Below are 14,383 nucleotides of genomic sequence, written 5' to 3'. Positions count from 1 at the left end.
CGCCGGCTTCGTTGCCATCGGCGTCCGCCACGGACTGCTCAACAACACGATGATCGCCGCCGAGGCGCCCCCAGGGAGCACTGGACCAGCCAAGGGGGACGGTCACGCCGGTGAGGGCTTGCCGTCGATGTCGACGCTGGTGGCGGTGCTCGGGGGGCCCCTCGTGGTCGTGGCCCAGCCCCGTTGCGCGGTGGTTCCCGGAGCCGCCCGAGGGGCTCGAGGATTCTTCGATCCGGGTTCTCGCGTCTTAATCTCGTGTGCATTCACCGGCACCCACAGCCGTCATTTTCACAGGGGAGAGCACTCATGGACTTCAAGGTCGCCGACCTGAATCTGGCCGACTTCGGCCGGACCGAGATCACCCTCGCCGAGCACGAGATGCCCGGCCTGATGGCCATGCGCGAGCGCTACGGCAACACCAAGCCGCTCACCGGTGCGCGCATCGCCGGATCGCTGCACATGACGATTCAGACCGCCGTACTCATCGAGACGCTGGTCGCGCTCGGCGCCGAGGTGCGTTGGGCCTCGTGCAACATCTTCTCCACCCAGGACCACGCGGCCGCTGCGGTCGCCGTCGGCCGCGAGGGCACCGTCGACAGCCCGGCCGGCGTGCCGGTCTTCGCCTGGAAGGGTGAGTCGCTGGAGGAGTACTGGTGGTGCACCCAGCAGATCCTGATGTGGCCCGAGGGCAAGTTCGCCAACATGATCCTCGACGATGGCGGCGACGCCACGATGCTGGTGCACCTCGGCGTCGACGCCGAGAAGACCGGTGTGGCCCCCGACCCGGCCACCGCGCACAGCACCGAGCAGAAGGTCGTCTTCGACGTCATCAACGCCTCGCTGGCCGAGAGTAAGGACCGCTGGACCTCCATCGCGGGCGAGCTCAAGGGCGTCACCGAGGAGACCACCACGGGCGTTCTCCGCCTCTACGACATGATGAAGGAAGGCTCGCTCCTCTTCCCGGCCATCAACGTCAACGACTCGGTCACCAAGTCGAAGTTCGACAACAAGTACGGCTGCCGCCACTCCCTCATCGACGGCATCAACCGCGCCACCGACGTCCTCATCGGCGGCAAGGTCGCCGTCGTCTGTGGCTACGGCGACGTGGGCAAGGGCTGCGCCGAGTCGCTGCGCGGCCAGGGCGCCCGGGTCATCGTCACCGAGATCGACCCGATCTGCGCGCTGCAGGCGGCCATGGACGGCTACCAGGTCTCCACGCTCGACGATGTCATCGAGACCGCCGACATCATCATCACGGCCACCGGCAACAAGGACGTCGTCACCGTCGACCAGATGTCACGGATGCGCCACAACGCGATCCTCGGCAACATCGGCCACTTCGACAACGAGATCGACATGGCCGGCCTCGAGAAGCCAGGCGTCGCCGAGCGCAAGAACGTCAAGCCGCAGGTCGACGTGTGGACCTTCCCCGCTGGGAACGCGATCATCGTGCTCTCCGAGGGTCGCCTGATGAACCTCGGCAACGCGACCGGCCACCCGTCGTTCGTGATGTCGAACTCCTTCACCAACCAGGTCCTCGCGCAGATCGAGATCTTCACCAAGCCCGAGGACTACCCGGTCGGCGTCTACGTGCTGCCCAAGCACCTCGACGAAGAGGTCGCGCGCCTCCACCTCGACGCGCTCGGCGTGAAGCTCACGACGCTGACCGCCGACCAGGCCGGCTACCTCGGCCTTGCCGTGGAAGGCCCCTACAAGTCGGAGCAGTACCGCTACTGACGGTTTCGGGTGGCGTCGACTGGCACAATGACCCTATGAGTCAACAGCCGGTCGACGCCCCCAACCGGGGGCGGGTCCTCGTCGTGGACGACGACGCCTCTCTCGCAGAGATGCTCACGATCGTGCTGCGCCAGGAGGGTTTCGACAGCCGCATGGTCGGCCGGGGTGACCTGGCGATGGCGGCTTTTCACGACTACCGCCCCGATCTCGTGCTGCTCGACCTGATGCTGCCCGGCAAGGACGGCATCGACGTCTGCAAGGAGATCCGCGCCGAGTCCGGCGTACCCATCGTCATGCTCACCGCCAAGGGCGACACGATCGACGTCGTGGTGGGGCTCGAGTCCGGTGCCGACGACTACGTCGTCAAGCCGTTCAAGCCCAAGGAGCTCATCGCGCGCATCCGCGCCCGCGTACGCCGCTTCGACACCCCCGACTCCGAGTCACTTCACATCGGCGACCTCGACATCGACGTCGCCGGCCACCGGGTCACCCGGGGCGACGATCCGATCAACCTCACGCCCCTCGAGTTCGACCTGCTGGTCTGCCTGGCCCGCAAGCCGTGGCAGGTGTTCACCCGCGAGATCCTGCTCGAGCAGGTCTGGGGCTACCGCCACGCGGCCGACACCCGGCTAGTCAACGTGCACGTCCAGCGCCTGCGGTCGAAGGTCGAGCACGACCCCGAGAACCCCGAGATCGTCCTCACCGTGCGCGGCGTGGGTTACAAGGCCGGCATCTCTTCTCGCGACACCAGCTGACCGACATGGCCCTCCGTGCCGAGCTGCCCACCGCCGTACGTCGCGGGCTCACCGTCTGGCGTCGCTCGATCCAGGTCCGGGTCGTGGCGAGCACGGTGCTGCTGTCGGCCGCGGTCGTGAGCATCGTGGGCTGGTTTCTCCTCCAGCAGACCAGGGACGGCCTGCTCCAGCACCGGGTCGACGCCGTGGTGGCCGAGGCCCGCACCGAGACCTCGGAGGCCCGCACCCGCTTGTCGTTCGCGACCGGCCGGGACGTCGACGTCCCCGGCCAGCAGCAGGAGCTCGTCGAGCCGATCATCGACCGCGGCGCGACCCGGGGTTTCGCGGTGATCCTGTCGCCGCCGGTCGGCAGCGGCGGCACCCTCGCCACGGGTGGCGTGAAGTTCACCCAGAACCTCGACAAGGCGACGGTCCCGGTGGCGCTCGAGGACACCATGTCCGAGCTCTCGCCGACCGCGTGGACCTACACCCGCATCCGCGCAGTCGGCCCCATCGCCGGCCTGGAGGCAGGGCCGGGCATCGTCGTCGGGTCGCAGCTCACCCTGCCGGCCGACGGCGAGACCTACACGCTCTACTACGTCTTCCCTCTCGACGAGGAGACCGAGACCCTGGCCCTCGTCTCGCGGGCGCTTCTGACCGCTGGCATCCTCCTGCTGCTGCTCGTCGCGGGCCTGACCTGGCTCGTCACGCGCCAGGTGGTGACGCCGATCCGAATGGCCCGCCGGGTGGCCGAGCGGCTGGCGGCCGGCCAGCTCCAGGAGCGGCTGCGGGTAACGGGCGAGGACGACCTCGCGCGCCTCGCCACGTCGTTCAACCAGATGGCCTCCAACCTGCAGCGGCAGATCCGCCAGCTCGAGGAGCTGAGCCGGCTGCAACGCCGGTTCGTGTCCGACGTGTCGCACGAGCTGCGAACCCCCCTCACCACGGTGCGAATGGCCGGCGACGTGCTCCACGACGCCAAGCACGGCTTCGACCCAGTGACGTCGCGGGCCGCCGAGCTGCTCCAGACCGAGCTCGACCGCTTCGAGACCCTGCTCGCCGACCTGCTCGAGATCAGCCGGTTCGACGCCGGCGCGGCCGTGCTCGAGACCGACGACGTCAACCTCGTCGACGTGGCCCACCGGGTCGCCGACATGACCAAGGCGCTCGCAGCGCAGCGCAACACCCGGGTGCTGGTGCGGGACCCGGGTCACCCCTGCCTCGCCGAGGCCGACGTACGCCGCGTCGAGCGCGTCGTGCGCAACCTGGTCACCAACGCCATCGACCACGCCGAGAGTGGCGACATCGTCGTGCACGTGGCGGGTGACGACGACTCCGCAGCGATCGCCGTACGCGACTACGGCGTCGGGCTGGCCCCCGGTGAGTCGGCCATGGTCTTCAACCGGTTCTGGCGTGCCGACCCGGCGCGGGCACGGACCAGTGGCGGCACCGGGCTCGGCCTCTCGATCAGCCTCGAGGACACCCACCTGCACGGTGGCTGGCTGCAGGCGTGGGGGAGGCCCGGTGACGGCGCGCAGTTCCGCCTGACCCTGCCCCGCCAGCTCGGCCAGAAGCTCCGGCACAGCCCGCTCCCGCTGGTGCCCGTCGACGCGGAGGTCTCGGCATGAGAAGGGTCGGGCTCATAGGGACAGCTCTGCTGATGTCGCTGCTGGTGCTTACCGGTTGCGTGCGGATGCCGACCGACGGGCCGGTCGTGAGGTCAGGGGGCAGCGCGTCCGACGACATCGCCACCGACACTTTCTACGACCCGAAGCCGCCGCAGACAGGCGAAGCCGCCAACGAGATCGTGGTCGACTTCCTCGAGGCCATGAAGGCCACCCCGATCAGCACCAGCGTCGCCCGCGAGTACCTCACCCAGGCCGCTCAGAAGACCTGGGAGCCCGGCCTGGCGACGATCACCTATGCCGAGATCGGCGAGCCGGCGGGCGAGCTGAACATCTCGGTGCCGATCACCGGCGTCAACGAGTACGACGCCCGTGGCTCGTGGGTGCGGCAGGTGGGCAACGGGGCAGCCGACGGCGTGCCCGACGACACCCTCGACTTCCGGCTGACCATCGAGGACGACGAGTGGCGCATCAGCGAGCTGCCCGACGCCCTCGTCGTACCCACGTCGTGGTTCGACGACCGCTTCAGCCGGGTGTCGCTCTACTTCTTCGACCCGACGGCCAAGATCCTGGTGCCTGAGCCGGTCTTCGTGCCCGAGGGCGACCAGTTCGCGACCTCGCTGCTCAGCGGCCTGCTGGCCGGGCCGGGGCCGGGGCGCTCCCGGGTGACCCGTTCGTTCATCCCTGAGGGTCTGCGGCCGGGGTTGTCCGTGCCGATCAGCTCCGCCGGCGTTGCCGAGGTGACCCTGCTCGGCGAGACCAGCGACACGAGCGAGCTGGTGACCGAGCAGATGCTCGCCCAGCTGGTGTGGACATTGCGGCAGGAGCCACGGATCCAGTCGATCCGGCTCAATGTCGGGGGTGAGGTGTTGTCGTTGCCGGGGGGCAAGACCGAGGTGAGCATCAGCTCCGCCGACAGCTACGACCCCAACGGAGCCCAGACGACCAACGACCTGTTCGCCCTGCGTGACGGGCTGCTCGTCACCGGTGGCATCGAGGAGATCCAGACGACCGGCGGTCGGTTCGGCACCGAGCGCCTCGGTCTGCGCGACGTCTCCGTCGACCTCACCGGGGCGATCGCCACCGGTGTCTCCGGGCAGGGCACGTCGGTGCTCACCACGCCTGTCGACGCCTCCGACGCGAGCGCGACCGAGATCGTCAGCGAGGCGGTGGACCTCCTGCGGCCGGCCTGGGACTTCAGCAGCCGTCTGTGGCTCGTCGACATGGCCGACGGCGACGCGCGGGTCTCGATCCTCGTCGACGGCCAGCCGCGCGAGCTCACGGTGCCGGGGGTGAGCGGCAAGCGGGTGATGAGGTTCCTGGTGTCGCGCGACGGCACCCGCTTCGTCGCGCTCGTGCGCGGCCGGGCCGACAAGGTCGTGGTCGCGCGCGTGCTGCACGACTCGCAGGGCCGGGTGCTGCGGGTGGGGGAGTCACGCGTGCTCGACCTCGGCGAGGGCCAGTCGCAACGCATCCGTGACATCGGTTGGCGCTCGCTCACGTCCGTGGCGATCCTCAACCACGTCACCGGCGACCTCTCGCAGATCCGCACCGTCTCGGTCGACGGCGCGCCGGGCGACGCCGCTGCGCCGGAGTACTCGCGCATGCGAGGCGGGGCCCAGCACCTGGTCAGCTCGCCGGTCGAGGGCGATGGCGTCTACGTGGTCTCCGCCGAGGAGTACTCCGACCTGACCGATCCCAATCGCGCCGTCAACCAGCTGGACCCCAAGATCACTTCGATGTGCTACGCCGGCTGACAGTTGTCCACAGGTCGCCGCGACCGGCCTTGCAACGGCAGCGGCTTCGCGCTGTCCTGCCATGGTGACGATCATCGACGACCTGTTCGACCTCGCGACCGGCAGCAGCTGCGTGGGGTGCAGCCGGGCGGGTCGGTTGCTTTGCGAGCCCTGTCGCGCAGGTCTGCAGGGTGCGGCCTTCGTCGCGTGGCCGACCCCGACGCCGGCCGGCCTCGCGACGCCATGGGTTGCCGCGTCGTACGACGGGATGGTTCGAGACCTGGTCGTCGGCCACAAGGAGCACCGCCAGTTCGCGTTGGCCGCGCCGCTGGGCGAGCTCCTCGCTACGGCGGTCGCGGCGGCGGCTGGTGGCGGGCCCGGACCGCTCGTGCTGGTGCCCGTGCCGTCACGGCCGGGCACGGCCAGGCGCCGTGGCTACGCGCCGACCGAGACGCTGGTGCGGGTGGCGGGGCGGTTGCTGCGGGCGTCGGGAGCCGACGTCGTCGTGGCCGATCTGCTGGTCTCGCGGCGCGGTGTCAAGGACCAGTCGGGGCTCGGCGCGGATGACCGATCGGCCAATCTCTTCGAGACGATGCGCTGCCCGTCGCGGCGGCTGCGAGCCCTCGCCGTACGACGTCGCGCGGCGCGGCTGGTCGTGTGCGACGACGTCCTCACGACCGGCTCCACGGCACGCGAGGCGCAGCGTGCGCTCGAGGCGGTCGGGCTCAGGGTGAGTGGCATCGCCGCCGTCGCGGCTACCCCGCGGAGGAATCCGCCGAGCGCGCACCGGCGTCACAGCCAATCTTCAGCGGCTTCGCTTTCCTCCGACGTCCACAGGGGCTAGCGTCGAGCCATGGAGTCCGTCCGGGTCCGTGGTTGCGTCACCTGGACACCTCGTGTGCCCCGGTGCCAAGCCGATGCCAGTCGCAGGCGAAACGGTCCACGTAAGGCTGGCGGAGCTCACGCTCCGGGCAGCCGATCACGGTGCGGCTTAGTCGTAAGTCCTGCCTCGGCGTCGTCGTCATATACGACGACGTTCGGGAGAAGGCCAGTAGTGGCAGAGAAGCTGCGAACGCTTCAGCAGGCGATTGTGGGGACGAAGACCAGGTCGGCCGGGCGGACTCCATCCCATCCCGGATCACGCGTCACAGACCGGCGCCGGGGCATGGGCGTACACACGGTGTAACCAACGCACATATCGGAGGTTCACATGGAGGTTGTGGTCACGGGACGACACTGCGAGGTGTCCGACAGGTTCCGAAGTCACGTCTCAGAGAAGCTCGCCCGGCTCGAGAAGCACGATCATCGAATCATCCGGGTCGCCGTTGAGATCGAGCAGGAGAAGAACCCTCGACAACACGACCGCGCCACGCGCGTGGAGCTCACCGCCTTCTCCAAGGGACCGGTGATCCGGGCCGAGGCAGCCGCCGAGGACAAGATGGGCGCGCTGGACCTCGCGTTGGACAAGATGGCCTCGCAGATGCGCCGGGCCGCTGACCGCCGCCGCATCCACCGCGGCAGGCACACCCCCGTCTCGGTCGGACAGGCACTGGCCGATGCTGCGCCGGACTCCGAGCCGTCGACCACGACGAGCGACGGCGACACGGTGATCCAACGCCTGGTCGGTCCGATCACGGTGACCGGCGACGGACCCCTGGTGGTGCGCGAGAAATCGCACCCGGCGTCACCCATGACTCTCGACCAGGCGCTCTACGAGATGGAGCTGGTCGGCCACGACTTCTACCTGTTCGTCGACAAGGAGAGCGAGCGACCTGCGGTCGTCTACCGCCGTCGTGGCTACGACTACGGAGTCATCTCCCTCGAGGTCAACGAGGCCGCCGACTAGGACGTGGCCCTGCTGGTCGGCACGGGGGCGCCAACGCATGTCATGATGCCCCCGTGACCGAGCAGCCCGTTTCTATCGAGCCGATCCGTGTCCTCGTCGTCGATGACCAGGAGCTGTTCCGGCGTGGCCTTGTGATGCTGCTCAGCACCGAGACCGACATCGAGGTCATCGGGGAGGCCAGTGACGGCGTTGCCGGCACCGACATGGCGACCAGCCTGGCGCCCGACGTCGTGCTCCTCGACGTACGCATGCCCAAACGCACCGGCATCGAGGCCTGCCGCTCCATCAAGGAGGCCGTGCCGTCGGCCAAGATCATCATGCTGACGGTCTCCGACGAGGAGGCCGACCTCTACGAAGCCGTCAAGAACGGCGCCGCCGGCTACCTGCTCAAGGACTCCTCGATCGAGGACGTCGCTCAGGCCATCCGCGTCGTGGCCGACGGCCAGTCGCTCATCTCGCCGTCGATGGCGGTCAAGCTGATCGACGAGTTCAAGCAGATGTCCAAGCCCAACCGCGGCCAGGTGCCCGGCCTGCGGCTGACCGAGCGTGAGCTCGAGGTGCTGCGGCTGGTCGCGAAGGGTCTCAACAACCGCGACATCGCCAAGCAGCTGTTCATCTCCGAGAACACCGTCAAGAACCACGTGCGCAACATCCTCGAGAAGCTCCAGCTGCACTCGCGGATGGAAGCCGTCATGTACGCCGTCAAGGAGAAGTTGTTGGACCTGCCCTAGTGGGGATGCCCGAGGTACGAGGGAATCCGCTCGTGGGAAGGTCGGTTGAGCAGCCGCGCTGGTGAGGAACGAGCTCGCGGCCGGATGTCGAAACCCGGTGAGACGAGAAGCAGCCGCGACCTGCCCTAGTGGGGATGCCCGAGGTACGAGGGAATCCGCCCGTGGGAAGGTCGGTTGAGCAGCCGTGCGAGTGAGGGACGAGCTCGCGACCGGATGTCGAAACCCGGTGAGACGAGAAGCAGCCGCGACCACTGTCGGCGCCACGTGATTGCATGCACCCGTGCCCGACACACTGAGCCTGCCCCAGGCGCGCCGGATCGCCCTCGCGGCCCAGGGGTTCGCCGACAGCCAGCACGCCAGCCCGACGATGCGCACCCTGATGCGTACGGTCGAGCGCACCGGCGTGCTCCAGGTCGATTCCGTCAACGTGCTGCAGCGCGCGCACTACATGCCGCTTTATTCCCGGATGGGCGCCTATGACGTCGACCTGCTGCGGCGCGCGTCCAGCGCGAAGCCGCGACGGCTCGTGGAGTACTGGGCACACGTCCAGGCGCTGATGCCCGTCGAGCTGTGGCCGCTCATGCAGCACCGGATGGAGTCCTACCGCGCCAGGCGCGGCAAGTACTGGCCGATCGTCGACACCCGCCCGGGGCTCGAGCACGAGGTGCTCGCCGTCGTGCTCGAGGAGGGCCCGGTCACCGCGCGGCAGCTCGAGGAGGAGTTCAGCAGCGGTCCGCGCACCAAGCAGCACTGGGGCTGGAACTGGTCGGAGGCCCGTAAGGTGCTCGACTTCCTCTACATGGCCGGCGACGTGGCGATCTCCGGCCGCAACAGCCAGTTCGAGGTGCTCTACGACGTGCCGGAGCGGGTCATCCCTGCCGACGTGCTCGCCCGGCCGACCCCGCCCCGGGAGGAGGCCGACCTCGAACTCGTACGACGCGCCGCCGTCTCGCACGGGGTGGCAACCGCCTCGTGCCTACGCGACTACTACCGGATGCACAACGACCACGTGAAGCCCGCGATCGCGGCCCTCGTCGAAACCGGCGAGCTGCTCCCCGTCACGGTCCAGGGGTGGTCGCGGCCGGCCTACCTCCACCGTGACGCCCGGTTGCCGCGCAAGGTCGCGGCCCGTGCCCTGCTGAGCCCGTTCGACCCGGTGGTGTGGGAACGCGATCGGGCCGAGGCGCTGTTCGATTTCTTCTACCGCATCGAGATCTACGTGCCAGCGGCCAAGAGGGTGCACGGCTACTACGTGCTGCCGTTCCTGCTCGGCGACCAGATCGTGGCCCGGGTCGACCTCAAGGCCGATCGGGCGACCGGGCGGCTGCTTGTGAAGGCGGCTTTCGGCGAGCCGCACGCTCCCGGCACCACCGCCGAGGAGCTCGCGGTCGAGCTGGGCCGCCTTGCCGGCTGGCTGGGCCTGTCGGAGATCGTGGTCGAGCCCCGCGGTGACCTCGCGTCTCCGCTCTCCGGTGCGCTCCTTGCTGGGGTCCGTGGGTAGCATGACCGGTGCTGTCGCCTGCCCGGTGTGCAGCCGCCCCAGACGTTTCAGGAGACCAGTTCCGTGCCTGCCATCATCGACAAGCTCCTCCGCATCGGCGAAGGCAAGATCCTCCGACAGCTCGAGACGATCTCGAAGGCTGTCAGCGCCATCGAGGACGACTTCGTCAAGATGACCGACGAGGAGCTGCGCGGCATGACCGTGGAGTTCAAGGAGCGGCTGGCCAAGGGCGAGGAGCTCGACGACCTGATGCCCGAGGCGTTCGCCACGGTGCGTGAGGCCGCCAAGCGCGTGATCGGCCAGCGGCACTACGACGTACAGATCATGGGCGGGGCGGCGCTCCACCTCGGCAACATCGCCGAGATGAAGACCGGTGAGGGCAAGACCCTGGTCTCGACACTCCCGGCCTACCTCAACGCGCTCACCGGCGACGGCGTCCACGTCGTCACCGTCAACGACTACCTGGCGAAGTACCACGCCGAGTGGATGGGTCGCATCCACCACTTCCTGGGGCTCACAACCGGCGTCATCCTGCCGTCGATGCGCCCCGACGAGCGTCGCGTGGCCTACGCCGCAGACATCACCTACGGCACCAACAACGAGCTCGGCTTCGACTACCTTCGCGACAACATGGCCGACGCCATCGAGGACTGCGTCCAGCGCGGCCACAACTTCGCGATCGTCGACGAGGTCGACTCGATCCTCATCGACGAGGCGCGCACCCCGTTGATCATCAGCGGCCCCACCCAGGACGAAGTCCACTGGTACGCCGAGTTCGCGAAGCTCGCGAAGACCATGCACGTCGACGTCGACTACGAGGTCGACGAGAAGAAGCGCACCATCTCGGTGCTCGAGCCCGGCATCACCAGGGTCGAGGACCACCTCGGCATCGACAACCTCTACGACTCGGTCAACACCCCGCTCATCTCGTTCCTGAACAACTCCATCAAGGCCAAGGAGCTGTTCCGCAACGACAAGGAGTACGTCGTCATGGAGGGCGAGGTGCTCATCGTCGACGAGCACACCGGCCGGATGCTTGCTGGCCGCCGCTACAACGACGGCCTCCACCAGGCCATCGAGGCCAAGGAGGGCGTCACCGTCCGCGAGGAGTACCAGACCCTCGCCACCGTGACCCTCCAGAACTACTTCCGTCTCTACGACAAGCTCTCCGGCATGACCGGTACGGCCATGACCGAGGCGAGCGAGTTCGACAAGATCTACAGCCTCGGCGTCGTACCCATCCCGACCAACAAGCCGATGCTGCGCGAGGACAACGCCGACCTGGTGTTCCGCACCGAGGACGCGAAGTACGACGCCGTCGTTGCCGACATCGCCGAGCGTCACGATGTGGGCCAGCCTGTGCTGGTCGGCACCGTGTCGGTCGAGAAGTCCGAGCACCTCTCCGCCCTGCTCAAGAAGCGCGGCGTCCCGCACACGGTCCTCAACGCGAAGGTGCACGCCGACGAGGCCAAGATCGTCGCGATGGCCGGCCACAAAGGCGCCGTCACCGTGGCCACCAACATGGCCGGTCGAGGCACCGACATCATGCTCGGCGGCTCGGTGGAGTTCCTCGCCGACCAGGAGCTGCGCAAGCAGGGCCTGGAGCCGACCGGTGAGACGTCTGACGCCTACGAAGAGGCGTGGCCGCTCACGCTCGAGCGGGTCAAGAGCCAGGTCGCCAACGAGCACGACGAGGTCAAGGCCGTCGGTGGCCTCTACGTCGTCGGCACCGAGCGTCACGAGTCACGTCGCATCGACAACCAGCTGCGTGGTCGCTCCGGCCGTCAGGGTGACCCGGGCGAGTCCCGCTTCTACCTGTCGCTGCAGGACGAGCTGATGCGTCTGTTCAAGTCCGACTGGGTCGACCGCATCCTCCAGGTGCTCAAGGTCCCCGACGACATCCCGATCGAGAACAAGCGCGTCACGGGTGCCATCGCCAGCGCCCAGGGTCAGGTCGAGTCGCAGAACTTCGAGTCCCGCAAGAACGTCCTCAAGTACGACGACGTGATGAGTCGCCAGCGCGAGGTCATCTACGGCGAGCGTCGTCGGGTGCTCGAGGGCGCCGACCTCGAGGAGCAGATCCGCACCTTCATCGGCGACGTCGTCGCCGGTTACGTCATGGGTGCGACCACCGATTTCGCCGAGCAGTGGGATCTCGAGGCGCTGTGGACCGCGCTCGGCCAGCTCTACCCGATCGGGCTGTCGCTCGACACGATCGAGAAGGAGGCCGGTGGCCGCGCCGGGCTCTCACGTGAGGTCCTCGTCGAGGACATCACCAAGGACGCCCAGGCTGCCTACGACCGTCGTGAGGCCGAGGTCGGCGACGAGGTCATGCGCGAGCTCGAGCGCCGCGTCGTACTCTCCGTGCTCGACCGCAAGTGGCGCGAGCACCTCTACGAGATGGACTACCTCCGCGAGGGCATCTACCTGCGTGCCTACTCCCAGCGCGACCCGCTGGTGGAGTACCAGCGCGAGGGCTTCGACATGTTCGCCGCCATGATGGACGGCATCAAGGAGGAGTCGGTCGGCTTCCTGTTCAACCTGCAGGTCGAGGTCGGCGACGACGACGAGGCCGAAGAGCCCCATGTCCACGACCATGAGCACGAGGTCGATGCGCCCGCCTCTGGTGGCATCGACATGGCCGCCGCCGCGGCCCACGCGCCCAACATCCGGGCCAAGGGTCTGGAGCGGGGGAAGTCGCCGCAGCGGCTGTCCTACTCCGCGCCCAGCGAGGATGGCGAGGCCGAGGTCATCGGTGCGCCCGCCGTCGACGACGAGTTCGCCGGGGTCGGCCGCAACTCCGACTGCCCCTGTGGCTCGGGCAAGAAGTTCAAGAGGTGCCACGGTGCGCCGGGTGGGCCCACGGGCCTGACCGCGCGCGTCAACGGCTGACGCGGGCTGGCTAGCTGTTCCACCCACCGCGGTTGTCCGCGCGGTTCGTCGCCCCTAGCAGGCGATAGTCCAGTCACTTCTTGTCGGTTATCGGGCTCCTGGCGACAAGATCCGACTGGACTATCCGGCTTCCGGGGCGGGCGGAGGTGGCCTCGAGCAGCTTCCGTGGTCACATGGTTGAGGTCGGCGGTCGACTCACCGGGTCTCGACTCGGTTACGCGACCTTCCGGAGCCACGGTCGCGGCGCTTGCTCGACCTGCGTGAACCCACGCGGGGCGTTCGTTCCTCACGCCACGCTGTTCACGCAAATTCGAGAGCGACGCAGATCCAGCGCTCGCGCTGGAGCTCGAACCGGGCGGCCACGGCCCGGCAGCGGGCGCCGTACCGGACAAGCATGCAGGCCTCGACGGCGTCGTGGCTGACGAAGCTGGTGCGAGCCGACATCAGCTGCGGCCGGATGACCTCGACCGTGCGGCCCTGGCCGGGCGTGTGCCCACCGGCGCGGGCGATGAGCAGTGCGCGGCGCCTCAGGTCGGCGTACACCTCGGGCTGCGTGTGCCGGGCGACCTGGGAGGACGGCCGGTCGCCGGCGACGATCTCGACGGCGGCTCGCAGGTAGCGACCGATGAAGGAGTCGACGCGGCTGCGCTCGCTGTCGTCGACCTCGACGACGTCCTGGCTGGGCATGCTCGGGACCAGGGCCGGCGCCGGCGGGTCGAAGCGCGGCGCCAGGTCGAGCGCCAGCGAGCCCTGCACGCTGGCCACGCCGACGGGGGCGCGGAGGGAAGTGACCGATGCTTTCCGCTTGTTGGTCATGGTCGACACCTTTCCGAGGAGGTCCGAAGTGGTCTGGGTCAGGCAGGTGGCAGCGTCAGGCGCAGCCCGGGCCGGATGATGTCGGGGTCTGCGCCGATGGCGGCCCGGTTGGCGGCGTAGATCTCCCGCCACCGGCCGTCGACTTGATCGTCGTCGGCACCGGGCGGAAGGGCCGCGGCGGCGATCGACCACAGCGAGTCACCGGCGAGTACGACGACGGAGTCGGCCTGCGCCCGCGCCTGATGCGCGACCGGCTGCGTGGGAGTGGTCGGGCGCACCGATGTGTCGGGCTGCGCCGGGGGCTCGGGGGAGTCGCGGATGCTGGCCCGGTCGGGCAGCGGCAGGCCGCCGAGTAGCCGCTCCTGCGCGGAGGTGGGAGCATCGGCGCGATCCGCGTGAGCAGGGGCTGCCCCCGCCGGCGCGGTCACTGCGCCGCTCAGCAGCGCCACCCCGCAGGCCGCCAGCACGATCCGCCGCACCGGACCCCGCGCGACGGTCGGCCTCTCGAGCCCGGATGCTGCCTCGACCACGGTGATGGTGGTGACCAGCCAGATCCAGGCGCCGGCGGCGGCCGCCACGACGGCCGTGCCCCGCACGAGCAGTCCGTCGAAGGCCAGCCCGCCCCACTCGCCACCCAGCGCCGCCGCGAGTTCGTCGCGGAACGCCAGGATCCCGATCGTGACGGCGGCTGTGACGGACAGCCACACCGCCAGGCACCGCAGCCACCGGTAGGTGCCGGTCCTTGATTCGATCCCCCGAGACATC

Annotated in this window: 11 protein-coding genes; 9 read left to right on the top strand and 2 right to left on the bottom strand. The window is 68.9% G+C overall.

Going from position 1 to position 14,383, the window contains the following annotated elements:
* Positions 1-306: 306 nt before the first annotated feature.
* The 9 genes from ahcY to secA all read left to right on the top strand — a co-directional run bounded on the left by ahcY (position 307) and on the right by secA (position 12,802).
* On the top strand, positions 307-1,737 hold the full coding sequence (gene ahcY / locus H4Q84_RS07900; RefSeq protein WP_248582844.1) for an adenosylhomocysteinase: 1,431 nt from the start codon (positions 307-309) through the stop codon (positions 1,735-1,737).
* Between the two features lie 35 nt (positions 1,738-1,772).
* Positions 1,773-2,492: an MtrAB system response regulator MtrA gene (gene mtrA / locus H4Q84_RS07895; protein WP_248582843.1), complete on the top strand. Its 720-nt coding sequence runs from the start codon at positions 1,773-1,775 to the stop codon at positions 2,490-2,492.
* 5 nt (positions 2,493-2,497) lie between these two features.
* Positions 2,498-4,099 (top strand): MtrAB system histidine kinase MtrB, encoded by a 1,602-nt coding sequence (gene mtrB / locus H4Q84_RS07890; RefSeq protein ID WP_248582842.1) that lies wholly within the window; start codon positions 2,498-2,500, stop codon positions 4,097-4,099.
* 32 nt (positions 4,100-4,131) lie between these two features.
* Positions 4,132-5,853: an LpqB family beta-propeller domain-containing protein gene (locus H4Q84_RS07885; protein ID WP_248582841.1), complete on the top strand. Its 1,722-nt coding sequence runs from the start codon at positions 4,132-4,134 to the stop codon at positions 5,851-5,853.
* Positions 5,854-5,914: 61 nt separating this feature from the next.
* Positions 5,915-6,676, top strand: coding sequence for a ComF family protein (locus H4Q84_RS07880; RefSeq protein WP_248582840.1), 762 nt, complete (start codon positions 5,915-5,917; stop codon positions 6,674-6,676).
* 366 nt (positions 6,677-7,042) lie between these two features.
* Entirely contained in the window at positions 7,043-7,678 is a 636-nt protein-coding gene (gene raiA / locus H4Q84_RS07875) for a ribosome-associated translation inhibitor RaiA (RefSeq protein ID WP_248582839.1), read from the top strand.
* Positions 7,679-7,731: 53 nt separating this feature from the next.
* On the top strand, positions 7,732-8,409 hold the full coding sequence (locus tag H4Q84_RS07870) for a response regulator transcription factor (protein ID WP_248582838.1): 678 nt from the start codon (positions 7,732-7,734) through the stop codon (positions 8,407-8,409).
* Between the two features lie 280 nt (positions 8,410-8,689).
* The gene (locus H4Q84_RS07865) at positions 8,690-9,910 is read left to right on the top strand and encodes a crosslink repair DNA glycosylase YcaQ family protein (RefSeq protein WP_248582837.1); all 1,221 of its coding nucleotides are present in this window, start codon (positions 8,690-8,692) and stop codon (positions 9,908-9,910) included.
* 63 nt (positions 9,911-9,973) lie between these two features.
* Positions 9,974-12,802, top strand: coding sequence for a preprotein translocase subunit SecA (gene secA, locus H4Q84_RS07860; protein ID WP_248582836.1), 2,829 nt, complete (start codon positions 9,974-9,976; stop codon positions 12,800-12,802).
* A 300-nt stretch (positions 12,803-13,102) separates the two neighbouring features.
* On the opposite strand, the gene H4Q84_RS07855 is transcribed toward secA, so the two are convergent.
* Both H4Q84_RS07855 and H4Q84_RS07850 read right to left on the bottom strand, forming a co-directional pair.
* A complete protein-coding gene (locus H4Q84_RS07855; protein ID WP_248582835.1) occupies positions 13,103-13,618 on the bottom strand; it encodes an Rv3235 family protein in 516 nt (171 codons plus the stop codon).
* A gap of 38 nt (positions 13,619-13,656) precedes the next feature.
* Positions 13,657-14,382 (bottom strand): LysM domain-containing protein, encoded by a 726-nt coding sequence (locus tag H4Q84_RS07850; RefSeq protein ID WP_248582834.1) that lies wholly within the window; start codon positions 14,380-14,382, stop codon positions 13,657-13,659.
* Position 14,383: the final 1 nt, after the last annotated feature.

Source organism: Nocardioides sp. InS609-2 (genome assembly GCF_023208195.1).
In the GTDB taxonomy this organism is placed as follows: domain Bacteria; phylum Actinomycetota; class Actinomycetes; order Propionibacteriales; family Nocardioidaceae; genus Nocardioides.
This window is presented reverse-complemented; position numbering and strand designations above follow the sequence as displayed.